Raw genomic sequence first — 22,228 nt, 5'->3', positions numbered from 1 at the left:
TGCGACGTGGCGGCGGCGCCGCCATCGTAGCGGGTCACCGCGTGCGTGGGCGCCCGCAAGCATGCGCCACGTGCATGCGAGACATTCCAGATGACCGTTTGAGCGCCGCGCGCTTCCGCACCAAACTCCTTGCACCGCAGCGAACGACGCCGGTTGCCCTGCGGTTCGAGCATGCGCGGTTCGCATGCAAGGGAGAGCTCCATGAAGAACGAACTGAGCGCCGCCGCGCGCACGTTGAAGAAAGGCCGCACCGATCGCATCGACCAACCCCGCGGCGAGCGCATCGAGTGCCTCGCCGGGTGCCTGTGGGTGACGCAGGACGGCGACCTGCGCGATCGCGTCGTCGAACGCGGCGAAGCGATCGTCCTCGATCGACCCGGAACCGCACTGATCAGTGCGCTCGCCGACTCGAGCTACCTGCTGCTCGTCGAGCGGATTCGATGAAGCGCGTGCGCCGCGCCGGCACCGCGCGACGCGCGGCTACTGCAGGGTCTGCTTGAGGGCGTCGGGCAGCTCGATCGCGAGCACCTCGACGCCCTCGTCCCGCAAGGCCTCGGCGTCTTCGCGCGAAGCCTGTCCGCGGATCGCGCGCTCGTCGATCTCGCCGCGGTGCATGCGGCGAGCTTCGTCGACGAAGCGGTCGCCGACGTCCTCGGTGTTGGCGAGCACGTGGCGCACGGCACGCAGCCAGAGCGCCTGCGGGTTGAGCGGCGCAGGGGTAGCGACGCCAGCGGGAGCCGGCACCTCCGGCGGCGCCGCCTTCGTGACGTTGAGGCGCGGCGCGCTCGGCAGGCGCCGGATCGCGGTGTCGGCGCAAAGCGGACACTCGACCCGACCCTCCGCCTGCTGCGCGCGGTAGTCGTCTTCCGATGCGAACCAGCCTTCGAAGCGGTGCTCGTTGGCGCAGCAGAGGTCGAGCACCTTCATCGGCAGCGCGTCCTCAGGCAGGTGCCGGCCGCCACTCGAGCGGCCAGCGGCCGTCGCGCCACTGGTGCAGCCAGAGCATGGCGACCAGCGTCTTCGCGTCGGTGAGCTCGCCGCGCTGGGCGAGGCTCTCGAGCTCGTCGAGCGACGCGTCGTACACGTCGAGGAACTCGCCGTCGTCGAGCTGGCGCTCGCCGGCTTCGAGGCCGCGGGCGAACCAGACCTCGATGCCCTCGTTCGAGTAGCCGATCGCGTTGTGCAGGATGCCGGCGCGCGCCCACTCGCGCGCGCGGTAGCCGGTTTCCTCGATCAGCTCGCGGATCGCGCAGTCGAGCACCGGCTCGCCCGGGTCAAGCTTGCCGGCGGGGAATTCGATCATGGCCCGACCGACCGGGTAGCGCCATTGGCGCTCGACCACCACGCGCCCGTCGTCGAGCAACCCGACGACGACGACCGCGCCCGGGTGGACGATGTACTCGCGCCGGGTGGTGCTGCCGTCGGGCAGGCGCACCTGGTCGACGCGCACGTCGAGCATGCGGCCGCGCCAGACCGACTCGGACTCGAGTCGCTCCTCGCGCAGGTGGCTGTCGTCGCCGTCCGGCGGCAGCCCGGAACGTTCGGCCATCAGGTCGCGAACATCTGGACGATGGCCTGCGCGCAGAGCTGCATCAGCCCTCCCGGCACGATGCCGAGCACCAGAATGGCCAGACCGTTGATCGACACCAGGGTGCGCACCTCGCGGCTCGCGACGATGGGCTGTGCGTCGACCGGATCATCGAAGAACATGACCTTGACGACGCGCAGGTAGTAGAACGCGCCGAGCAGCGACAGCACGACCGCGATAACGGCAAGGGTCGTGTAGCCGGCGACGTTGGTCGAGACCAGCGCCTGCAGCACGGCAAGCTTGGCGTAGAAGCCGACCGTCGGCGGAATGCCGGCGAGCGAGAACATGAAGATCGCCATCACGCCCGCGAACCAGGGGCTGCGCCGCGCCAGGCCCTTGAAGTCGTCGATGAACTCGGCCTCGTGGCCGCGCCGCGACAGCAGCATGACAATGCCGAAGGTGCCCAGCGTGGTCAGCACGTCGGTGACGACGTAGAACATCGCGGAGCTGTAGGCGTTGCTCGCCGAGACGGTGTTGCCGCTCACCACGCCCGGGGTCAGGCCGAGCAGCATGAAGCCGATCTGCCCGATCGTCGAGTACGCCAGCATCCGCTTGATGTTGTTCTGCGCGATCGCGACCAGGTTGCCGAGCAGCATCGAGCCGACCGACAGCACGATGAGCATCTGCTGCCAGTCGATGGCCAGGCCGAGCATGCCCTCGACGAGCAGGCGCAGCGTGATCGCGAACGCGGCGAGCTTGGGCGCGGCGCCGACGAACAGAGTCGCCGCGGTCGGCGCACCCTGATAGACGTCGGGCACCCACATGTGAAACGGCACCGCGCCGAGCTTGAAACCGAGGCCGGCGACGATGAACACCGTGGCGAGCACCAGCACCGCCTTGGCCGGCTGGCCGGTGTTGATGGCGCGGAACACCTCGCTGATCTCGAGCGAACCGGTCGCCCCGTACATCATCGAGAGGCCGTAGAGCAGGAAGCCGCTCGCCAGCGCGCCGAGCACGAAGTACTTCATCGCCGCCTCGGTGGCGCCGGTGTCGTCGCGCCGCATCGCGACGAGCGCGTAGAGGCTGAGCGACATCAGCTCGAGGCCGAGGTAGATGACGAGGAAGTTGTTCGCCGACAGCATGACCAGGATGCCGAGCAGCGCGAACATCGACAGCGTGAAGAGCTCGCCCTTGAGCATGTCGCGCTCGGCCGCGTAGGGTCGTGCGTAGGCGAGCGACACCATCACGGCGATCGTCGCGAACGCGCCGAGCAGGTGGCCCATCGGGTCGGCGACCACCATGCGCTGCATGGCGTAATGCGTGAGGCCCTGGTCGAAGTACACGGCCTGCAGCACCGCGACACCGGCCAGCGAAGCCTGCGTGAGCCAGTAGGTCAGGCTGCGGTGCGGGTCGGTCGACCAGAGGTCGACGAGCGCGATCACGCATGCCGCCGCCAGGAGGGCGATCTCGGGATAGACGGCGGGCCAGTTCATCGGATACGGTACCTGGAATTGCACATGGCGCGAGGATCAGGGGCCGAGCTTCGACACGGCGACGTGGCGCAGCAGCTCGGCCACCGACTTGTCCATCACGTCGGTGAACGGCTTGGGGTGCACCCCCATCCACAGCACGGCGAGGGCGAGGATCGCGAGCATCGCGAACTCGCGCCTGCCGATGTCCGCCAGGGCGGCGACGTTGGCGTTGGCGACCTTGCCGAAGTAGACCCGCTTGACCATCCACAGCGTGTAGGCGGCGCCCCAGATCAGCGTGGTGGCGGCGAGCGCGGCGATCCAGAAGTTCACCTTGACGGTGCCGAGGATGACCATCCACTCGCCCACGAAGCCGGCGGTACCCGGCAGGCCGGCGTTGGCCATCGAGAACAGCACGGCGAACGCGGCGAACTTCGGCATGGTGTTCGCGACGCCGCCATAGGCAGCGATCTCGCGCGAATGCACGCGGTCGTAGAGGACGCCGATGCACAGGAACATGGCGCCCGACACGAAGCCGTGGGCGATCATCTGCACGATGCCGCCCGACATGGCGAGGCGGTCGAACACGAAGAAGCCGAGCGTGACGAAGCCCATGTGCGCGATCGACGAATACGCGACCAGCTTCTTCATGTCCTGCTGGACCAGCGCGACGAGGCCGATGTACAGCACGGCGATCAGGGACAGCGCGACGATCACCCAAGCCCACTGGTGGCTCGCGTCGGGCGCGATCGGCATCGAGAAGCGCAGGAACCCGTAGGCGCCGAGCTTGAGCATGATGGCGGCCAGCACCACCGAGCCGCCGGTGGGCGCCTCGACGTGAGCGTCGGGGAGCCAGGTGTGCACCGGCCACATCGGCACCTTGACGGCGAACGCGGCGAAGAAGGCGAAGAACAGCAGCGTCTGCACGTTGCCCGGCAGCGGCAGGCGGTGCCAGGCGAGGATGTCGAAGCTGCCGCCCGACTTGTAGTAGAGGTAGACCAGCGCCACCAGCATCAGCAGCGAGCCGGCCAGCGTGTAGAGGAAGAACTTGAACGCTGCGTAGACGCGACGCGGTCCGCCCCAGAGCCCGATGATCAGATACATCGGGATCAGCGTGGCTTCGAAGAACACGTAGAACAGCAGCCCGTCGAGCGCCGAGAAGACGCCGATCATCAGCCCCGAGAGGATGAGGAACGCACCCATGTAGTGGTGCACGCGCTCGGTGATGACCTCCCAAGCGGAGACCACCACCACGCACGTGATGAACGCCGTCAGCAGGACGAACCACACCGAGATGCCGTCCACCCCCAGGTGGTACATGACGTTGAAGCGGCCGATCCACGGCACGTTCTCGACGAACTGCATCGCCGCGGTGGTGCGGTCGAAGCCGCTGATCAGCGGCAGCGTGACGAGGAAGCTCACGACCGACGCGAGAAGCGCGGCCCAGCGCACGCCGCGCGCGCGCGCGTCGCTGCCGAACGCGAGCAGGAGCGCGCCCGCGACGATCGGCAGCCAGATGGCGAGACTCAGCAAACCCATGTTGTCCTTCTTCTTGCGGGGGCGGTCAGCGAGCGAACGGGTGGCGCAGGAAGGGCCAGAGCTGCCAGGTCATGAGTCCGATCACGCCGACGATCATCACGAGCGCATACCAGTAGAGGTAGCCGCTCTGCAGCAGGCGCGACACGCGCGCGAAGCCGCCGATCGCACGCGCCGAGCCGTCGATGACGATCCCGTCAATCAGGCCGACGTCGCCGCGTTTCCAGAGGCCGCGGCCGACGAAGCGCGCACCGCGCGCCAGCACGTGCTCGTTGAACCAGTCGAGGTAGTACCTGTTGTCGAGCAGGCGATAGATCGGCTGCACGCGCGCCTGGATCGCGGCCGGAATGGCGGGACGCAGGATGTAGAACACGTACGCGAGCACGACGCCGGCGACGGCGAGCCAGACGATCGGACCCGTGAGCGCGTGGATCGCCATCGCGACCGGGCCGTGGAAGGCCTCGCGCAGCTCGGTCATCGCCGGATGACGCGCGGCGTCGACGAAGATGGCGTCGGCGAAGAAGTTGCCGAACAGCAGCGGGCCCATCGTGACGAAGCCGATCACGATCGACGGGATCGCGAGCAGCACCAGCGGCAAGGTGACCACCCACGGCGTCTCGTGCGGCTCGTGGGCGTGATCGTCGTGGTGGCCGTGATCGGCGTGCGCGGCCGGCGCCGCGACGGCACCGTGCACCGGCGAGGCGCTCGCGTGCGCGCCGGCCGTCGAGCGAGCGGCTTCGGCGCGCTTCATCGCGGTGAGCGGCGTCGGCAGCGTGTCGACGTCGCGGTGCTGGCCGTGCGCACCGGCGGTCGCGTCGTGCGACGGCATTGGCTCGGAGTGGGTTGCGTGGTCGTCCTGCCCCGATGCGGCATGCAGCTCGTCGACCGCGTGGGCTTCGTCGTGGCCGTGCGCCGGCGCCGGGTGCGGCTTGTTGCGGAAGCGCTCGGGCCCGTGGAAGACCAGGAAGTACATCCGGAACGAATAGAAGGCGGTGACGAACACGCCCGCGACGACCGCGAAGTAGGCGAAGCCCGAGCCCCACAGATGGCTCGCGTGCACCGCCTCGATGATGCTGTCCTTCGAATAGAAGCCCGAGAACAGCGGCGTACCGATCAGCGCGAGCGAACCGACCAGCGAGGTGATCCACGTGATCGGCATGTACCTGCGCAAGCCACCCATGTTGCGGATGTCCTGGTCGTGGTGCATGCCGATGATCACCGAGCCGGCGGCGAGGAACAGCAGCGCCTTGAAGAACGCGTGCGTCATCAGGTGGAACACGCCGACCGAATACGCCGAGACGCCGAGCGCGACCGTCATGTAGCCGAGCTGCGAGAGCGTCGAATACGCGACCACGCGCTTGATGTCGTTCTGGATGATCCCCAGGAAGCCCATGAAGAGCGCGGTGATCGCGCCGATCGTCATCACGAACGAAAGCGCGGTGTCGGACAGCTCGAAGAGGGGCGACATGCGCGCCACCATGAAGATGCCGGCGGTCACCATGGTCGCGGCGTGGATCAGCGCCGAGATCGGGGTCGGGCCTTCCATCGAGTCGGGCAGCCAGACGTGCAGCGGGAACTGCGCGCTCTTGCCCATCGCGCCGATGAAGAGGCAGATGCAGATCACGGTGATGAGGCGCCAGTCGCCGCCGATCACGTCGTAGGGGAACGCGAGCGAGGCGAGCTTGCCGCCCTGCGCGAAGGCCTCGCCATAGTTCAGGGTGCCGGTGTACGCGACGATGAGGCCGATACCCAGGATGAAACCGAAGTCGCCGACGCGGTTGACGAGGAACGCCTTCAGGTTGGCGAACACCGCCGTCGGCCGCGTGAACCAGAAGCCGATCAGAAGGTACGACACCAGGCCGACCGCTTCCCAGCCGAAGAACAGCTGCAGGAAGTTGTTGCTCATCACGAGCATCAACATCGAAAACGTGAACAGCGAGATGTAGCTGAAGAAGCGCTGATAGCCGGGGTCGTCGGCCATGTAGCCGATCGTGTAGACGTGCACCATCAGCGAGACGAAGGTGACGACGCACATCATCATCGCCGTGAGGCCGTCGACCAGGAAGCCGATCTCCATCTTGAGATCGCCAACGCGCAGCCACTCGTAGATCGTGGCGTTGAAGCGCGCGCCGTCCATCACGTCGAACAGCGTGATCACCGACAGCAAGAAGGCGACCAGTACGCCCGCGATGGTGACCGTGTGTGCGCCGCGGCGACCGACCTGGCGCCCGAACAGCCCGGCGACGATGGCGCCGAGCAGCGGAGCGAGCGGGACTGCGAGAAGCAGCGAGGGGGACAGTTGGGCTGACATCGGTGCGCGCTAGCCCTTGAGCGAATCGAGTTCCTCGACCGCGATGCTCGTGCGGGTGCGGAACAGCACCACGAGGATCGCCAGGCCGATCGCCGATTCGGCAGCCGCGACGGTGAGGATGAAGAAGACGAACACCTGCCCGGCCATCGGGTCGGCGACCGCGGGATCGAGGTAGCGCGAGAACGCCACGAAGTTGAGGTTGACCGCGAGCAGCATCAGCTCGATTGCCATCAGCAGCACGATCAGGTTGCGGCGGTTGAGGAAGATGCCGATCACCGACAGCGCGAACAGGATCGCGCCGAGGGCGAGGTAGTGGCCGAGCGAGATGGTCGCGAGGGTCATCGGCGGTCTCCCAGCGGGGCGACGCCCGCGTCGGACGCGTCGACCTGCGGCCGCTCCGGCTCGAGCTGAACGATTCGCAGGCGGTCGGCCTTCTTCGCCTTGACCTGCTCGCCCGGGTCGGTGCGACGCGCGTCCTTGCGGCTGCGCATGGTCAGCGAGATCGCCGCGATGATCGCGACGAGCAGCAGCACCGCGGCGATCTGCAGCGGATAGAGGTACTCGGTGTAGATCTCGATGCCGAGCAGCTTGGTGTTGCCCATCTGCACCGCCGCTGCGCTCGCCACGGGCGGCTCGGTCAGACGAAAGCCCGGCATCAGCACCGCGGCCATTTCGAGCACGATGACGACGCCGACGATGGCGGCGACCGGAAAGTGCTTCCAGAACTCGGCGCGCAGCTGGCCGACGTCGACATCGAGCATCATCACCACGAACAGGAACAGCACCATCACGGCGCCGACGTAGACGAGCACCAGCGCGATCGCCAGGAATTCGGCGTGCAACAGCATCCACACGCAGGCGGCGCTGAAAAACGCGAGCACGAGATACAGCGCGGCATACACCGGGCTGCGCGCGGTGATCACGCGGAACGCTGCGAACAGCAGTACCGCCGAGAAGACGTAGAAGAGCGGAGTGGTCAGATCCATGCGTGCACGGCGTGCGCTCGCGAGCCCGGAGGCTCAGCGGTAGCGCGCGTCAGCCTCCTTGGCGGCGGTGATCTCGGCGGCGTAGCGGTCGCCGACGGCGAGCAACATGTCCTTGGTGAAGTAGAGGTCGCTCTTCTTCTCGCCGTGGTACTCGAGGGTCTGCGTCTCAACGATGGCGTCGACCGGGCAGCTCTCCTCGCACATGCCGCAGAAGATGCACTTCATCAGGTCGATGTCGTAGCGCGTGGTGCGCCGCGACCCGTCGTCGCGGACGTCGCTCTCGATCGTGATCGCGAGGGCCGGGCAGATCGCCTCGCAGAGCTTGCAGGCGATGCAGCGCTCCTCGCCGCTCTCGTAGCGGCGCAGCGCGTGCAGGCCCCGAAAGCGCGGGCTGAGCGGCGTCTTCTCCTCGGGAAACTGGATTGTGATCTTCTTGGCCAGGAAGTGCCGGCCGGTGAGGCGCATGCCCTTGAACAGCTCGAAGAGCATGAAGCTCGAGAAGAAATCCTTGATTGCAGTAGCGGCTGCCATGGCGACTTACTTCCAGATGTTCCACGGCGACTGGATCACCAGTCCCACGAGAATCAGCCAGACCAGCGTGACCGGAATGAAGATCTTCCAGCCCAGGCGCATGATCTGGTCGTAGCGGAATCGGGGAAACGTCGCGCGCACCCAGAGGAACAGGGTCGCGATGACGAAGGTCTTGGCGAACAGCCAGAACCAGTTCCAGAACCACATCGACTCCTGAATCCAGCCTGGCGTGGTGGTGCCGAACGCCGAGAACGACACCGGCGCGATCCAGCCGCCCAGGAACATGACCGAGGCGAGCGCCGAGACCAGGATGATGTTGGCGTACTCGGCCAGGAAGAACATCGCGAACGACATGCCCGAGTACTCGACCATGTGGCCGGCGACGATCTCCGACTCGCCCTCGACCACGTCGAATGGCGCGCGGTTGGTCTCGGCGATGCCGGCGATCACGTAGACGACGAAGATCGGCAGCAGCGGCAGCCAGTTCCAGCTGAGGAGCGGCACGCCGTGCTCGGCGAACCAGCCGCGGCCCTGCCCCAGCACGATCTCGCTCATGTTGAGCGTTCCCGAGACCATGAGCACCACCACGAGCGCGAAGCCCATCGCGATCTCGTAGCTCACCATCTGCGCCGACGCGCGCAGCGCGCCGAGGAAGGCGTACTTCGAGTTCGATGCCCAGCCGGCGATGATCACGCCGTAGACCTCGATCGACATCACGGCCATCAGGAACAGCAGGCCGGCGTTGATGTTGGCGAGCGCCACGTCGGGCCCGAACGGCACGACCGCCCACGCGGCGAGCGCCGGCGTGATCGTCATGATCGGCCCGAGGAAGAACAGGCCCTTGTTGGCCGCCGTCGGGACGATGATCTCCTTGGTCAGGAGCTTGAGCGCATCCGCGATGGGCTGCAGCAGGCCGAGCGGGCCGACGCGGTTCGGACCGGGCCGGTCCTGGCTCCAGCCGATCGCCTTGCGCTCCCACAGCGTGAGGTAAGCGACGCACCCCATCAGCGGCAACACCAGCGCGATGATCTTCGCGAAGGTCCAGACGACCGGCCACGATGCGCCGAGCATCGAGTGGCCGTATTGGTTGATCGAATCGAACATCGCGTCCTCAGCTGCGCGGGCTGCCGCCGGCGACCGCGCCCGGCTCGGGGATCGCCTTGCCCATCTGCGGTTGCAGGTCGAGCGTGGCCGTGCGCGGATCGTCCGCCGGCGCCGGAGCGGCCTCGACCATTACGTTGCCGAACATCGCGCCGAGCCCGACGGTGTCGGGGTGCGCGGCAGCGATGCGCACGACCTGCGCCGGCAGCGATGCGTCGACGCGGGCGGCGACCACTGCGCTCGCGCCACCTTGCGTGACACGCACCCAGTGCAGTTGCGCGGGCGAGCCGCTGGTGTCGATGCGCAGCTGCTCGGCGAGCTCGCGCGGGATGCTGACCGCCGCCGCGCGCGCGTCGGCGGTGAGCTGCAGCGAGGTCGCGCGCCGCACGATGAGGTCGGACTGGTAGATCGGCACATCGGAGATGCGCTCGAGGCTGCCGGTCTGCATGCCGGAGTAGGACTGCCCCGCACCGCCTTGGCCATTGCCCTGCCCGCCTGCGGCCTGACCGCCGGCCATGCGCGAGTCGATCGGGCGATCGCCGCCGCTCGACTCGCGCGGCAGGTCGGTCGACATCGCCTTGGGCTGCGACTCGTGACGTTCGGGCAGGTCGACGACTTCGCCGATCGCCTCGGCGCGCACCTCGTCGGCACTTTCGAAGCCGAAGCCTTCGAGGTCGAGCAGGTTGCCGAGCACGCGCAGCACCTTCCACGCCGGCCGCGTGTCGCCGAGCGGCTTGACGACGCCGTGGAAGCTCTGCACGCGGCCCTCGCTGCTGACGAAGGTGCCCGACGTCTCGGCGAACGGCGACGTCGGCAGCACGACGTCGGCGAGGTCGTCGTCGGCCGGCTTGAACGGCGTCATCGCGACCACCAGCTCGGCAGCCCGCAGCGCGGCGCCGGCGGCGGCCGGGTTGGCGCTGTCGAACGTCGGCTCGGTGTTGAGCAGCAGGCACGCCTTGAGGCGCGGCTGACCGCTCGCGCCGAGCATCTGGCCGGCGTTCAGCCCGCCGCGACCAGGCAGCGCGTTGACGAGGTGGGCGCCGACCATGTTGGCCGCTTCGCCGAAGTAGCCGACGCTGGCGCCGGTGCGCGCGCCGATCCAGGTGGCCAGGCGCAGCAGCTCGCTCGCCTGCGGGTGCTGGGCGGCGGCGTTGCCGAGCAGCACCGCCTTGCGCTCGCCGCTGGCGAGCGACTCCGCGATCGCACGCGCCTCGTCGGTGATCGAGGCGCGGCTCGGCGCCTCGACGCCTTGTGCCTCGCCCAAGGCCGCGGCGATCGCGCCCAGCGCATCGACCCAGCCGCTCGGCGGTGCGATGACGCTCGCACCCATGGGCATCAGCCAGTCGTCGGCGAGCGCGTGGACGCTGTGGACCTGGCCGCCCTTCTTGGTCGCAGCACGGATGCGCAGCGAGAACAGCGGGTGGTCCTTGCGCAGGAACGACCCGACGATGAGCGCGCGGTCCAGCGCCGACAACGACGCCACCGTGGTGCCCATGCCGCCGATCGCAGAGCCGGCGATCTCGCCGGGCTTGCCGGCGTCACCGTCGGCACGCGTGAAGTCGGCGTGACGCAGGCGCACGTCGATGTTCTCGCTGCCGAGGCCGCGCACGAGCTTGGCGAGCAGGTGCAGTTCCTCGACGGTGCTCATCGGCGAGGCCAGCGCACCGATGCTCGCCGGGCCGTGCTCGGCCGAAATCTGGGTCAGGCTGCGCGCCACGTACTCGAGGGCGGTGGTCCAGTCGACCGCCTGCCAGACGCCGTTCTGCTTGATCATCGGCGTCGTGAGGCGATCGCTTGTGTTGAGCGCCTCGTACGAGAAGCGGTCGCGGTCGGCGAGCCAGCACTCGTTGACGTCCTCGTTCTCGAGCGGCAGCACGCGCATGACCGTGGCGCCCTTGACCTGCACGATGAGGTTGGTGCCGGTCGAGTCGTGCGGGCTGACGCTCTTGCGCCGCGAAAGCTCCCAGGCGCGGGCGCTGAAGCGGAACGGCTTGCTGGTCAGCGCGCCGACCGGGCAGAGGTCGATCATGTTGCCCGACACTTCGGAGTCGACCGTGTCGCCAGCGATGGTGGTGATCTCGGAGTGCTCGCCCCGGTTCACCATGCCGAGTTCCATCACCCCCGCCACCTCGGCACCGAAGCGCACGCAGCGCGTGCACTGGATGCAGCGGTTCATCTCGCGCGCGGCGATCAGCGGCCCGAAGTTCTTCGGAAAGATGACGCGCTTTTCCTCGGAGTAGCGCGACGACGAGGCACCGTAGCCGACCGCGAGGTCCTGCAGCTGGCACTCGCCGCCCTGGTCGCAGATCGGGCAGTCGAGCGGATGGTTGATCAGCAGGAACTCCATCACGCCCTGCTGGGCATTGATGGCCTTGTCGCTGCGCGTGCGGACGATCATGCCTTGCGTGACCGGCGTCGCGCAGGCCGGCATCGGCTTGGGCGCCTTCTCGACGTCCACCAGGCACATGCGGCAGTTGGCCGCGATCGACAGCTTCTTGTGGTAGCAGAAGTGCGGGATGTAGGTGCCCGCCTTGTCGGCCGCATGCATCACCATGCTGCCTTCGGCAACGCTGACCTTCTTGCCGTCGAGCTCGATCTCGATCATGTTCGTGGGGCGCGGCGGCTAGGCCGCGTGTGAGGCCGTGAGGCGTGCCGGCACCGGGTCGATGTGCGGCATGCGCGCCGACTCGGTGTCGAGCGCCGTCTCGCTGGTGCGGTTCGCGGCCTCGATCAGGGCGACGAACTCGTCGCGGAAGTGCTTGATCATCGCGCGCACCGGCATCGCCGCGGCGTCGCCGAGCGCGCAGATGGTGCGGCCCTGGATGTTGTCGGACACCGAGTTCAGCAGGTCGATATCGCCGAGCCGGCCCTTGCCGGTGGCGATGCGCTCGACCATGCGGTACAGCCAGCCGGTGCCTTCGCGGCACGGCGTGCACTGGCCGCAGCTCTCGTGCATGTAGAAGTACGACAAGCGCAGCAGCGAGTGCACCATCGAGCGCGAGTCGTCCATGACGATGACCGCGCCCGAGCCGAGCATCGAGCCCGCCTTGGCGATGGAGTCGTAGTCCATGGTGCACTCGTTCATGATCGCCGCCGGCAAGACCGGTGCCGACGATCCGCCCGGGATCACGGCCTTGAGCTGACGCCCTTCGGTCACGCCGCCGGCGAGCTCGAGCAGCTTGGTGAACGGGGTGCCGAGGGGGATCTCGTAATTGCCGGGGCGCTGCACGTCGCCGACCACCGAGAAGATCTTGGTGCCGCCGTTGTTGGGCTTGCCGATCTCCAGGTACGGCTGGCCGCCGTTGCGAATGATCCACGGCACCGCGGCGAACGTCTCGGTGTTGTTGATCGTCGTCGGCTTGCCGTAGAGGCCGTAGCTTGCCGGGAACGGCGGCTTGAAGCGCGGCTGGCCCTTCTTGCCTTCCAGCGACTCGAGCAGCGCGGTTTCCTCGCCGCAGATGTAGGCACCCCAGCCGTGCGCGGCATGCAGCTGGAAGCTGTAGGCGGAGCCGAGCAGCTTCTCGCCCAGGTAGCCGGCGGCACGCGCTTCCTCGAGAGCCGCCTCGAAGCGCTCGTAGACCTCGAAGATCTCGCCGTGGATGTAGTTGTAGCCCGTGCCGATGCCCATGGCGTAGGCCGCGATGATCATCCCCTCGATCACGATGTGGGGGTTGAACATCAGGATGTCGCGGTCCTTGCAGGTGCCCGGCTCGCCCTCGTCGGAGTTGCAGACGAGGTACTTCGGGCCCGGGTACTGGCGCGGCATGAAGCTCCACTTCAGCCCGGTCGGGAAGCCCGCGCCGCCACGGCCGCGCAGGCCCGAGGCCTTGACCTCCGCGATCACCTGCTCGGGCGTCATGCCGCCGTCGGCCGCGAGGATCTTGCGCAGCGCCTGGTAGCCGCCGCGCGCCTCGTAGTCGGCGAGTTGCCAGTTGCTGCCGTCGAGACCGGCGTAAATCTGCGGGTTGATGTGGCGACCGTGGAAGCAGGTTTCACGACCGGTCGACTGGAAGCGGGAAAGGTCGAGCCGGCTCATTGAAACGCCCTCCGCGCGCCGCGCTCCGGGATGAGCGCTTGGGAACCGCCCGGCGCGCTCATGGGTTCGCCTTCAGCGTTGCGACGAGCTCGTCGATGCGGCGGTCGTCCATGAAGCTCACCATCTGGCGGTCGTTCACCAGCATCACCGGCGCGTCCGCGCAGGCGCCGAGGCACTCGCTCTTCTGCACCGTGATCGCACCGTCGGCGCTGGTGCCGCCCTCCTCCACGCCGAGCGTCGCGCACAGGTGCTCGAGCGCGTGCTGGCCGGCGCGCAGCTGGCACGGCAGGTTGGTGCAGACGTTGATCTTGTGACGCCCCAGCGGGCGCTGGTTGTACATGTTGTAGAACGTCGTGACCTCGTGCACCGCGATCGGCGGCATGCCGAGGTACTCCGCGACCATCTGCTCGTCGGCGGTCGAAACCCAGCCGCGCTCGTCCTGCACGATCGCGAGGCACGCCATCACGGCCGAGGCGCGCTGCTCGGGCGGGTACTTGGCGACCTCGCGCTCGAAGCGCGCACGCGTCGACTCGGACGGGGTCGACTCAACGATGGCGACTCCGCTCATCGGTCGATCTCTCCAAAAACGATGTCCATGGTTCCGATCACCGCGACCGCGTCGGCGATCATGTGGCCGCGCGTCAGCTCGTCGAGCGCGGCGAGGTGCGCGAAACCGGGCGGCCGGATCTTCAGCCGGTACGGCTTGTTGGCGCCGTCGCTCACGATGTAGATGCCGAACTCACCCTTGGGGTGCTCGACCGCGGCGTAGGCCTCGCCCTCCGGAACCCGGAAGCCTTCGGTGAACAGCTTGAAGTGGTGGATCAGGTCCTCCATGCCGGTCTTCATGTCGACACGGGACGGCGGCGCGACCTTGTGGTTGTTGGTGATCACCGGGCCCGGATTGGCGCGCAGCCAGGCGATGCACTGCTTGACGATTCGATTCGACTGGCGCATCTCCTCGACGCGCACCAGATAGCGGTCGTAGGTGTCGCCGTTCTTCCCGAGCGGAATGTCGAACTCCATCTGGTCGTACACGTCGTACGGCTGATGCTTGCGCAGGTCCCACAGCACGCCGGAGCCGCGCAGCATCGGGCCGGTGAAGCCGAGGTTGAGCGCGCGCTCGGGGCTGATGACGCCGATGCCGACGGTGCGCTGCTTCCAGATGCGGTTGTCGGTGAGCAGCGTCTCGTATTCGTCGACCGCCTTAGGGAAGCGGTCGGCGAAGTCCTCGATGAAGTCGAGCAGCGAACCCTGGCGGTTCCGGTTCAGCTCGTCCATCGCCTTCTTGTTGCGGATCTTCGATGCCTTGTACTGCGGCATCTCGTCCGGCAGGTCGCGGTAAACGCCACCCGGGCGGAAGTACGCGGCGTGCATGCGCGCGCCGGACACCGCCTCGTACATGTCGAAGATGTCCTCGCGCTCGCGAAAGCAGTAGATGAACACGTTCATCGCACCGCAGTCGAGGCCGTGCGCACCGAGCCACATGAGATGGTTCAGCAGCCGCGTCAGCTCGGCGAACATGACGCGGATGTACTGCGCCCGCACCGGCACGTCGACGCCGAGCATCTTTTCGATGGCCAGGCAGTACGCGTGCTCGTTGCACATCATCGACACGTAGTCGAGCCGGTCCATGTAGGGCAGCGACTGGATGTACGTGCGGGTCTCGGCGAGCTTTTCGGTCGCGCGGTGCAGCAGTCCGATGTGCGGGTCGGCGCGCTGGATCACCTCGCCGTCGAGCTCGAGCACGAGGCGCAGCACCCCGTGCGCCGCGGGGTGCTGCGGCCCGAAGTTCAGCGTGTAGTTCTTGATGTCAGCCAAGATGTCGTCCCCCCAGCGGGGTTGTCGAGCGGCTCTCGATGCGAGCCATGACGGCGAGAGCCCGCGCCGGCGAGCCGTTGGCGACGAGGCGCGTCACTGCAGGCCGCCGTACTTGTCTTCGCGGATGATCCGGGGCGTGATCTCGCGCGGGACGATCGACACCGGCTGGTAGATGACGCGCTTCTGCTCTTCGTCGTAACGCATCTCGGTGTGACCCGAGACCGGAAAGTCCTTGCGGAACGGATGCCCGATGAAGCCGTAGTCGGTGAGGATGCGGCGCAGGTCGATGTGGCCGTCGAAGATGATGCCGTAGAGGTCGAACGCCTCGCGCTCGAACCAGTTGGCCGCGCTCCACACGTCGATCAGCGACGCGACCGTCGGCACGTCGTCGTCGGGGCAGAACACCTTGAGGCGCACGCGCCAGTTGTGCGTGACCGAGAGCAGGTGCGACACGACGCAAAAACGCGGGCCTTCCCACGGCACGTCGCGGTAGCTCGAGTAGTCGACGCCGCAGAGGTCGAGCAGCTGCTCGAACCTGAGATCGACGCTTTCGTGCAGCAGACGGGCGGCCTCGAGGTAGTCGCCCGCGCTCACGGTGACGGTGAGCTCGCCCAGGTCGCGCACCAGCGTCTTGACGCGCGCGCCGAGGGTCGTCTCCAGCGCCTGCTGAAGACGGTCGAGCTTGCTCACCGGGGCTGCGTCGGTCATCGTGCAATCGTGTTTTCGCGGCGGATCTTCGCCTGCAGCTGCAGGATGCCGTAGAGCAGCGCCTCGGCCGTCGGCGGACAGCCGGGCACGTAGACGTCGACCGGCACGATGCGGTCGCAGCCGCGGACCACCGAATAGCTGTAGTGGTAGTAGCCGCCACCGTTGGCGCACGAGCCCATCGACAGGACCCAGCGCGGCTCGGCCATCTGGTCGTAGACCTTGCGGAGCGCCGGCGCCATCTTGTTGCACAGGGTGCCGGCGACGATCATCAGGTCGCTCTGGCGCGGGCTCGGCCTGAAGAGCATGCCGAAGCGGTCGATGTCGTAACGAGCGGCCCCCGCGTGCATCATTTCAACCGCGCAGCAGGCCAGGCCGAACGTCATCGGCCACAGCGAACCCGTCTTCGACCAGTTGATCACCGAGTCGAGACTCGTGGTGATGAAGCCTTCCTTGAAAACGCCGTCGAGACTCATGTGCTGCTCGCGCTCATTCCCAATCGAGCGCGCCCTTCTTCCATTCGTAGGCGAAGCCGACCACGAGGATGCCGAGGAAGATCATCATCGCCCAGAAGCCGACGGCTCCGATTTCGCGCAGCGACACCGCCCACGGAAACAGGAACGCGATTTCCAGGTCGAACAGGATGAACAGGATGGCGACGAGGTAGTAGCGCACGTCGAACTTCATGCGCGCGTCCTCGAACGCTTCGAAACCGCATTCGTACGGCGAGTTCTTCGCCTGGTCCGGCTTGCGGGGCCCGAGCAGAAAGCCCATCACCTGTGGCGCCACACCGACCGCCACACCGACCATGATGAACAGGATGACGGGGAGGTAGGGTTCCAGATTCATGGTGAGGCGTGGTCGCTGGCCACGCGTTGGGGCTCTTCGGGTATTGCTGGAAACGCGGCTCGTCGCGCATGGAAGGCAACGAACCATTGACTGGTGCCGACGGCGAGACTCGAACTCGCACAGCTTTCGCCACTACCCCCTCAAGATAGCGTGTCTACCAATTTCACCACGTCGGCGGTCATCGACTCACGTGACCGGATTGCGTGAGGATTTGCTCTCCGGACAAGCTCGCATTCTAGCTCGAAACCCAAGCGGTTTCAGGTTGCGAGGCTCGCTGCAGCGCCTTGGCCGCAGCTCCTTCGGTCGCTAGCGCTGCGGAACCGCGCCGGCGCCCGACGCTGCGGGCGCCACCTGCGCAGGCGCTGCCGACGCAGCCGGCGCCGCCGGCACCGCTGCTGCCGACGCGCTTGCCGGCGGCAGCGCGCTCGGCGCGCTGGCCGCGCCCGGAACCTGCGCCGCACCGCTTGCCGGAGCGCTGGCCGACAGACCGATTGCCGGGCGCTCGAGAATGCTGCCGGTGCGCGGCCGGCTGCGGTCGTTCGAGGTGTACGCCAGGGCCAGCGTGCAGGCGAAGAACACCGCCGCGCACACCGCCGTCGAGCGCGACAGGAAGTTGGCGCTGCCGGTGGCGCCGAACAGGCTTCCGGACGCCCCGCTGCCGAACGACGCGCCCATGTCGGCGCCCTTGCCGTGCTGGATCAGCACCAGACCGATCATCGCCAGCGCAGCAGCGATCTGCAGCATCAGCACCAGGTTCCACAACACGTTCATTCGTCAGACTCCGGAGGAAAAGGGAGAACGCGCGACGTCGCGCGTTCGTGGGCTCAGGTGGCGGCGCGGCAGATCGCGGAAAAGCCCTGCGCGTCGAGCGCGGCGCCGCCGACCAGCCCGCCGTCGATGTCGGGCTGGGCGAACAGCGCGGCGGCGTTGTCGGCCTTGACGCTGCCGCCGTAAAGGATGCGCATGTCGCGCGCGTGGACCGTAGCCGCGGCGAGCTGGCCGCGCAGCAGCGCGTGCACCGCCTGCGCCTCTTCGGGGCTCGCGGTGCGGCCGGTGCCGATCGCCCAGACCGGTTCGTAGGCGACGACGATCTGCGCGATGCAGTGGCCGACGCCGTGGATAACCGCCGACAGCTGGCGCTTGACCACCGCCTCGGTGGCGCCGGCCTCGCGCTCGGCGAGCGTCTCGCCGACGCAGACGACCGGCGTGAGACGGTGCGCGAGCGCGATCTTCGCCTTGTCGGCAACGTCGTTGTCGCTCTCGCGGTGGTATTGACGGCGCTCGGAGTGGCCCACCAGCACGTAGCGGCAGCCGAACTCGGCAAGCATCGGCGCCGACACCTCGCCCGTGAACGCGCCCGACTCGTGGCGCGAGCAGTCCTGTGCACCCCAGGCGATGCCGCTGCCCTGCAGCGACAGCGCGACGTCGGCAAGGTAAGGCGTCGGCACGCAGACCGCCACCTCGGCGACCCAGGGGCCGCGTTCCTTCAACGCCGTCAGCAGGTCGAGGTTGGCAACCCGGCTGCCGTTCATCTTCCAGTTACCGATGACGAGGCCGCGGCGCCCGCTCTCGGCGATGCCTGCGCTCACCATGCCAGCACCAGCTTGCCGATGTGACGGTTCGATTCCATGAGTTCGTGCGCCTTGGCCGCCTCGGCGGCGGGGAAGACCTGGTGGACGACCGGCTTGATGAGACCGGCGTCGAGCGCCGGCCAGACGTGCTGGCGCAGCGCGGCCGCGATCGCCGCCTTGAACGCAACCGGGCGCGGCCTGAGCGTCGAGCCCGTGATGGTGAGACGGCGCCGCAGCACCGCACCCGCGTCGATCTCGGCGTTCGTGCCGCCCTGGACCGCGATGATCGAGATGCGACCGTCGGCTGCGAGGCACTTGAGGTCGCGCGCGATGTAGCTGCCGGCCACCATGTCGAGGACGACGTCGCAGCCGCGATCCTCGGTGATGCGCAGCACCTCGGTCTCGAACGCGCTGGTGCGGTAGTTGATGGCGTGGTCGGCGCCGAGTGCGCGGCAGGCTTCGGCCTTCTCGTCGGAGCCGACCGTCACGATGACGGTGGCGCCGAACGCCTTCGCCATCTGGATCGCCGTGACACCGATGCCGCTGCTGCCGCCGTGGATCAGCAGCGTCTCGCCGCGCGCCAGGTGAGCGCGGTCGAACACGTTCGACCAGACGGTGAAGAAGGTCTCCGGCAGGCTCGCCGCTTCGACGTCCGAAAAAGCCGCCGGCACGGGCAGGCACTGGCCGACCGGGGCGACGCAGAGCTCGGCGTAGCCGCCGCCGGCGACGAGCGCGCAGACGCGATCGCCAACTTTGAGGCCCGCCGCCGCGAGCGCACCGGCATCGCCGGCGACGATCTCGCCGGCGACCTCGAGGCCGGGCAGGTCCGAGGCGCCTGGCGGCACCGGATAGTGGCCCTTGCGCTGCAGCACATCGGGGCGGTTCACCCCGGCCGCGGCGACGCGGATGAGCGCCTCGCCCTCACCCGCGACCGGGTCCGGACGCTCGACGAGGCGCAGCACGTCGGGCGCGCCGTGACTGCTGATCTCGATGGCCTTCATGGGCGCTCCTGTTGCCGACGCGGCACCGGCTCGCGCCGGAACGGCGGGGGCGTCTTCAGTCGACCGACGGCTGCGGCTCGCGCGGCGCGTGCTCGCGCTCGAGCAGCGCCTTCATCGACAGCTTGACGCGGCCCTTCTCGTCGGTCTCGAGCACCTTGACGCGGACGACCTGGCCTTCGCTCAGGAAGTCGGTGACCTTCTCGACGCGCTGGTGCGCGATCTGGCTGATGTGCAGCAGGCCGTCCTTGCCGGGGAGCAGGTTGACGAGCGCACCAAAGTCGAGGATCTTGGTGATGGGGCCTTCGTAGACCTTGCCCACCTCGACCTCGGCCGTGATCTCGGCGATCCGCTTCTTGGCGTGCTCGGCCTTCTCGCCGTCGGTCGACGCAATGGTGATCGTGCCGTCCTCGCCGATGTCAATCGTGCAGCCGGTCTCCTCGGTCAGCGCACGGATCGTCGCGCCACCCTTGCCGATCACGTCGCGGATCTTCTCCGGGTTGATCTTCATGGTATAGAGGCGCGGGGCGAACTGCGACACGTCGGCCTTGGCGCCGCCGACCGCTTCCTGCATCTTGCCGAGGATGTGCAGACGCGCTTCCTTGGCCTGCGCCAACGCGACCTGCATGATCTCCTTGGTGATGCCCTGGATCTTGATGTCCATCTGCAGGGCGGTGATGCCGGCGTTGGTGCCCGCCACCTTGAAGTCCATGTCGCCGAGGTGATCCTCGTCACCCAGGATGTCGGTCAGCACGGCGAAACGGTTGCCGTCCTTGATGAGGCCCATCGCGATGCCCGCGACGTGCGCCTTGAGCGGAACGCCCGCGTCCATGAGGGCGAGGCAGCCGCCGCAGACGGAGGCCATCGACGACGAGCCGTTCGATTCGGTGATCTCCGAGACCACGCGCATCGAGTAGGGGAACTCGCCGCGGTCCGGCAGCACCGCCACCAGCGCCCGCTTGGCGAGGCGCCCGTGGCCGATCTCGCGGCGCTTGGGGCTGCCGACCCGGCCGGTCTCGCCGGTCGCGAACGGCGGCATGTTGTAGTGGAGCATGAAGTGCTCGGTGAACTCGCCCGCCAGCGCGTCGATGCGCTGCGAGTCCCGATCGGTACCAAGCGTCGCGGCGACCAGCGCCTGCGTCTCGCCGCGCGTGAAGAGCGCCGAGCCATGAACCCGCGGCAGCAGGCTGGTGCGGATCTCGATCGGGCGCACGGTGCGCGTGTCGCGGCCGTCGATGCGCGGCTCGCCGGCCAGGATCTGGCTGCGCACGATCTTCGCCTCGAGCTCGAACAGGACGTTCTCGACGCCCACCTTGTCGAACTCGACGCCCTCGCCCTGCAGCGCCGCGATCGTCGACGCGGTGACCGCACGGGTCGCCTGCGTACGCGACTGCTTCGAACGGATCTGGTAGGCCTCGCGCAGCGGCTGCTCGGCCAGCGCGGCGATCTTCGCGTTGAACGCCTCGTCCTTGGCTTCGGCGCTCCAGTCCCAGACGGGCTTGCCGGCGTCGCGCACGAGTTCGTGGATCGCGTTGATCGCGACGTTGCCCTGCTCGTGGCCGAACACGACGCCGCCGAGCATGATCTCCTCGCTGAGCTGCTGGGCCTCGCTCTCGACCATCAGCACCGCGGCTTCGGTGCCGGCGACGATGAGGTCCATCTTCGAGTCGAGCAGCTCGGTCTTGCCGGGGTTCAGCACGTACTGGCCGTCGACGTAGCCGACGCGTGCGGCGCCGATCGGGCCGTTGAACGGAATGCCCGAGATCGCCAGTGCCGCGCTCGCACCGATCATCGCCGGGATGTCGGCCGACACCTCGGGGTTCAGCGACAGCACGTGGATGACGACCTGGACCTCGTTGTAGAAGCCTTCGGGGAACAGCGGGCGAAGCGGCCGGTCGATGAGGCGCGAGGTCAGCGTCTCGAGCTCGCTCGGGCGGCCTTCGCGCTTAAAGAAGCTGCCCGGAATCTTGCCGGCGGCGTAGGTCTTCTCGATGTAGTCGACGGTGAGCGGGAAGAAGTCCTGACCCGGCTTCGGGTTCTTGGCAGCGACCACGGTGGCGAGGACGACGGTGTCCTCAACGCTCACGATGACGGCGCCGCTCGCCTGACGAGCGATCTCGCCGGTCTCGAGCGTGACCGTGTGCCGGCCCCACTGGAAGGTCTTGGTGACTTTGTTGAACATGCTCATTTGGTGCATCTCCGGTTGGTGTCGGCGCCTTACGGGTGGCGCTCGGACCCGGAACGAAGAACCCCGCGGCGACATGCCATTCCAGGGCCGCTCAGCGCGCTGAACGTCTCTGGAATGACACGGCCTCGCCAGGCGGCCCGGTTCCTTGTGCGCAAGCAGGGCCCGGGCGTGGCCCGGGCCGGTGTCGCGCGCGTGATGACCTTACTTCCGCAGACCCAGCTTCTGGATCAGCGCGGTGTAGCGATCGGCGTCCTTGGCCCGCAGGTAGGCGAGCAGGCTCTTGCGGCGGTTGACCATCTTCAGCAGGCCGCGGCGGCCGTGGTGGTCCTTCAAGTGGGTCTTGAAGTGCGGCGTGAGCTCGTTGATGCGGTCGGTCAGCAGGGCGACCTGGACTTCGGTGGAGCCGGTGTCGGCGGCACTGCGGGCGTGCGCCTGGACGATCTCGGCCTTGCGTTCGGTGGTGGCGGGCATCTCGTTTCCTCGAGGTGGAACCGAGCCCGGCCACGACTTCGCTGGCCTTGCGTCGGTTTCCGGTGTTGACTTGCGAACGCGGGTGAAACCGACCCGCGCCGTGCGTGACATGCCGGCCCGAGAGCCGACA

At 67.9% G+C, this 22,228-nt stretch carries 21 protein-coding genes, 1 tRNA gene and 1 pseudogene; 1 reads left to right on the top strand and 22 read right to left on the bottom strand.

Annotation, left to right across the window (positions count from 1 at the left end):
• The first annotated feature begins 201 nt into the window (after positions 1–201).
• Positions 202–444, top strand: a complete 243-nt coding sequence (locus tag HQN59_RS20490; protein WP_176070986.1) for a DUF2917 domain-containing protein — start codon at positions 202–204, stop codon at positions 442–444.
• 36 nt (positions 445–480) lie between these two features.
• Here HQN59_RS20490 and HQN59_RS20485 read toward each other — a convergent pair whose 3' ends face one another.
• The 22 genes and pseudogenes from HQN59_RS20485 to rpsO form a co-directional block, all read right to left on the bottom strand.
• Positions 481–927, bottom strand: a complete 447-nt coding sequence (locus HQN59_RS20485) for a DUF1178 family protein (RefSeq protein WP_176070985.1) — start codon at positions 925–927, stop codon at positions 481–483.
• Positions 928–940: 13 nt separating this feature from the next.
• Positions 941–1,549 (bottom strand): NUDIX domain-containing protein, encoded by a 609-nt coding sequence (locus HQN59_RS20480; RefSeq protein WP_176070984.1) that lies wholly within the window; start codon positions 1,547–1,549, stop codon positions 941–943.
• Complete coding sequence (gene nuoN / locus HQN59_RS20475; RefSeq protein ID WP_176070983.1) at positions 1,549–3,021, bottom strand: NADH-quinone oxidoreductase subunit NuoN; 1,473 nt, start codon at positions 3,019–3,021, stop codon at positions 1,549–1,551. Before nuoN ends, HQN59_RS20480 begins: the two co-directional genes overlap by 1 nt.
• Positions 3,022–3,057: 36 nt before the next feature.
• A complete protein-coding gene (locus tag HQN59_RS20470) occupies positions 3,058–4,536 on the bottom strand; it encodes an NADH-quinone oxidoreductase subunit M (RefSeq protein WP_176070982.1) in 1,479 nt (492 codons plus the stop codon).
• 25 nt (positions 4,537–4,561) lie between these two features.
• The gene (nuoL, locus tag HQN59_RS20465) at positions 4,562–6,844 is read right to left on the bottom strand and encodes an NADH-quinone oxidoreductase subunit L (RefSeq protein WP_176070981.1); all 2,283 of its coding nucleotides are present in this window, start codon (positions 6,842–6,844) and stop codon (positions 4,562–4,564) included.
• A gap of 9 nt (positions 6,845–6,853) precedes the next feature.
• Positions 6,854–7,186 carry an NADH-quinone oxidoreductase subunit NuoK gene (gene nuoK, locus HQN59_RS20460; protein WP_176070980.1) on the bottom strand — a complete coding sequence of 111 codons (333 nt, stop codon included), beginning with the start codon at positions 7,184–7,186 and terminating at the stop codon, positions 6,854–6,856.
• Positions 7,183–7,830 (bottom strand): NADH-quinone oxidoreductase subunit J, encoded by a 648-nt coding sequence (locus HQN59_RS20455; RefSeq protein ID WP_176070979.1) that lies wholly within the window; start codon positions 7,828–7,830, stop codon positions 7,183–7,185. Before HQN59_RS20455 ends, nuoK begins: the two co-directional genes overlap by 4 nt.
• 33 nt (positions 7,831–7,863) lie before the next feature.
• On the bottom strand, positions 7,864–8,361 hold the full coding sequence (gene nuoI / locus HQN59_RS20450; protein ID WP_176070978.1) for an NADH-quinone oxidoreductase subunit NuoI: 498 nt from the start codon (positions 8,359–8,361) through the stop codon (positions 7,864–7,866).
• A gap of 6 nt (positions 8,362–8,367) precedes the next feature.
• A complete protein-coding gene (gene nuoH / locus HQN59_RS20445; RefSeq protein WP_176070977.1) occupies positions 8,368–9,465 on the bottom strand; it encodes an NADH-quinone oxidoreductase subunit NuoH in 1,098 nt (365 codons plus the stop codon).
• A 7-nt stretch (positions 9,466–9,472) separates the two neighbouring features.
• Positions 9,473–12,067 (bottom strand): NADH-quinone oxidoreductase subunit NuoG, encoded by a 2,595-nt coding sequence (gene nuoG, locus HQN59_RS20440; protein WP_176070976.1) that lies wholly within the window; start codon positions 12,065–12,067, stop codon positions 9,473–9,475.
• A gap of 93 nt (positions 12,068–12,160) precedes the next feature.
• Positions 12,161–13,498 (bottom strand): annotated as a pseudogene (nuoF, locus tag HQN59_RS20435) (NADH-quinone oxidoreductase subunit NuoF); the annotation flags it as partial.
• A gap of 58 nt (positions 13,499–13,556) precedes the next feature.
• Complete coding sequence (locus HQN59_RS20430; protein ID WP_176070974.1) at positions 13,557–14,066, bottom strand: NADH-quinone oxidoreductase subunit NuoE family protein; 510 nt, start codon at positions 14,064–14,066, stop codon at positions 13,557–13,559.
• Entirely contained in the window at positions 14,063–15,316 is a 1,254-nt protein-coding gene (locus HQN59_RS20425) for an NADH-quinone oxidoreductase subunit D (RefSeq protein WP_176070973.1), read from the bottom strand. The genes HQN59_RS20430 and HQN59_RS20425 overlap by 4 nt, the downstream gene beginning before the upstream one ends.
• A 93-nt stretch (positions 15,317–15,409) precedes the next feature.
• On the bottom strand, positions 15,410–16,024 hold the full coding sequence (locus HQN59_RS20420) for an NADH-quinone oxidoreductase subunit C (protein ID WP_176070972.1): 615 nt from the start codon (positions 16,022–16,024) through the stop codon (positions 15,410–15,412).
• Positions 16,021–16,497, bottom strand: coding sequence for a NuoB/complex I 20 kDa subunit family protein (locus tag HQN59_RS20415; protein ID WP_176070971.1), 477 nt, complete (start codon positions 16,495–16,497; stop codon positions 16,021–16,023). The genes HQN59_RS20420 and HQN59_RS20415 overlap by 4 nt, the downstream gene beginning before the upstream one ends.
• A 13-nt stretch (positions 16,498–16,510) precedes the next feature.
• The gene (locus HQN59_RS20410) at positions 16,511–16,870 is read right to left on the bottom strand and encodes an NADH-quinone oxidoreductase subunit A (protein ID WP_176070970.1); all 360 of its coding nucleotides are present in this window, start codon (positions 16,868–16,870) and stop codon (positions 16,511–16,513) included.
• 91 nt (positions 16,871–16,961) lie between these two features.
• Positions 16,962–17,046: transfer RNA gene (locus HQN59_RS20405), tRNA-Leu, on the bottom strand.
• 130 nt (positions 17,047–17,176) lie between these two features.
• Positions 17,177–17,641: a preprotein translocase subunit SecG gene (gene secG / locus HQN59_RS20400; RefSeq protein WP_176070969.1), complete on the bottom strand. Its 465-nt coding sequence runs from the start codon at positions 17,639–17,641 to the stop codon at positions 17,177–17,179.
• A 53-nt stretch (positions 17,642–17,694) separates the two neighbouring features.
• Positions 17,695–18,462 (bottom strand): triose-phosphate isomerase, encoded by a 768-nt coding sequence (tpiA, locus tag HQN59_RS20395; protein ID WP_176070968.1) that lies wholly within the window; start codon positions 18,460–18,462, stop codon positions 17,695–17,697.
• Positions 18,456–19,442 (bottom strand): NAD(P)H-quinone oxidoreductase, encoded by a 987-nt coding sequence (locus HQN59_RS20390; protein WP_176070967.1) that lies wholly within the window; start codon positions 19,440–19,442, stop codon positions 18,456–18,458. Before HQN59_RS20390 ends, tpiA begins: the two co-directional genes overlap by 7 nt.
• Before the next feature lie 55 nt (positions 19,443–19,497).
• Positions 19,498–21,627, bottom strand: coding sequence for a polyribonucleotide nucleotidyltransferase (gene pnp / locus HQN59_RS20385; protein ID WP_176070966.1), 2,130 nt, complete (start codon positions 21,625–21,627; stop codon positions 19,498–19,500).
• A gap of 201 nt (positions 21,628–21,828) precedes the next feature.
• Positions 21,829–22,098 (bottom strand): 30S ribosomal protein S15, encoded by a 270-nt coding sequence (gene rpsO / locus HQN59_RS20380; protein ID WP_176070965.1) that lies wholly within the window; start codon positions 22,096–22,098, stop codon positions 21,829–21,831.
• Positions 22,099–22,228: the final 130 nt, after the last annotated feature.

The sequence above is a fragment of the Rhizobacter koreensis genome (assembly GCF_013366375.1).
Lineage (GTDB): Bacteria > Pseudomonadota > Gammaproteobacteria > Burkholderiales > Burkholderiaceae_C > Schlegelella_A > Schlegelella_A koreensis.
This window is presented reverse-complemented; position numbering and strand designations above follow the sequence as displayed.

Excerpts from the sequence above, each read along its gene's own strand:
- HQN59_RS20470 (WP_176070982.1), bottom strand. The coding sequence starts at position 4,536 with ATGGGTTTGCTGAGTCTCGCCATCTGGCTGCCGATCGTCGCGGGCGCG.
- rpsO (WP_176070965.1), bottom strand. The coding sequence starts at position 22,098 with ATGCCCGCCACCACCGAACGCAAGGCCGAGATCGTCCAGGCGCACGCC.
- pnp (WP_176070966.1), bottom strand. The coding sequence starts at position 21,627 with ATGAGCATGTTCAACAAAGTCACCAAGACCTTCCAGTGGGGCCGGCAC.
- HQN59_RS20410 (WP_176070970.1), bottom strand. The coding sequence starts at position 16,870 with ATGAATCTGGAACCCTACCTCCCCGTCATCCTGTTCATCATGGTCGGT.
- HQN59_RS20415 (WP_176070971.1), bottom strand. The coding sequence starts at position 16,497 with ATGAGTCTCGACGGCGTTTTCAAGGAAGGCTTCATCACCACGAGTCTC.
- HQN59_RS20430 (WP_176070974.1), bottom strand. The coding sequence starts at position 14,066 with ATGAGCGGAGTCGCCATCGTTGAGTCGACCCCGTCCGAGTCGACGCGT.
- nuoL (WP_176070981.1), bottom strand. The coding sequence starts at position 6,844 with ATGTCAGCCCAACTGTCCCCCTCGCTGCTTCTCGCAGTCCCGCTCGCT.
- tpiA (WP_176070968.1), bottom strand. The coding sequence starts at position 18,462 with ATGGTGAGCGCAGGCATCGCCGAGAGCGGGCGCCGCGGCCTCGTCATC.
- nuoN (WP_176070983.1), bottom strand. The coding sequence starts at position 3,021 with ATGAACTGGCCCGCCGTCTATCCCGAGATCGCCCTCCTGGCGGCGGCA.
- HQN59_RS20390 (WP_176070967.1), bottom strand. The coding sequence starts at position 19,442 with ATGAAGGCCATCGAGATCAGCAGTCACGGCGCGCCCGACGTGCTGCGC.
- HQN59_RS20480 (WP_176070984.1), bottom strand. The coding sequence starts at position 1,549 with ATGGCCGAACGTTCCGGGCTGCCGCCGGACGGCGACGACAGCCACCTG.
- nuoG (WP_176070976.1), bottom strand. The coding sequence starts at position 12,067 with ATGATCGAGATCGAGCTCGACGGCAAGAAGGTCAGCGTTGCCGAAGGC.
- nuoH (WP_176070977.1), bottom strand. The coding sequence starts at position 9,465 with ATGTTCGATTCGATCAACCAATACGGCCACTCGATGCTCGGCGCATCG.
- nuoK (WP_176070980.1), bottom strand. The coding sequence starts at position 7,186 with ATGACCCTCGCGACCATCTCGCTCGGCCACTACCTCGCCCTCGGCGCG.
- HQN59_RS20420 (WP_176070972.1), bottom strand. The coding sequence starts at position 16,024 with ATGACCGACGCAGCCCCGGTGAGCAAGCTCGACCGTCTTCAGCAGGCG.
- HQN59_RS20490 (WP_176070986.1), top strand. The coding sequence starts at position 202 with ATGAAGAACGAACTGAGCGCCGCCGCGCGCACGTTGAAGAAAGGCCGC.
- HQN59_RS20485 (WP_176070985.1), bottom strand. The coding sequence starts at position 927 with ATGAAGGTGCTCGACCTCTGCTGCGCCAACGAGCACCGCTTCGAAGGC.
- nuoI (WP_176070978.1), bottom strand. The coding sequence starts at position 8,361 with ATGGCAGCCGCTACTGCAATCAAGGATTTCTTCTCGAGCTTCATGCTC.
- secG (WP_176070969.1), bottom strand. The coding sequence starts at position 17,641 with ATGAACGTGTTGTGGAACCTGGTGCTGATGCTGCAGATCGCTGCTGCG.
- HQN59_RS20455 (WP_176070979.1), bottom strand. The coding sequence starts at position 7,830 with ATGGATCTGACCACTCCGCTCTTCTACGTCTTCTCGGCGGTACTGCTG.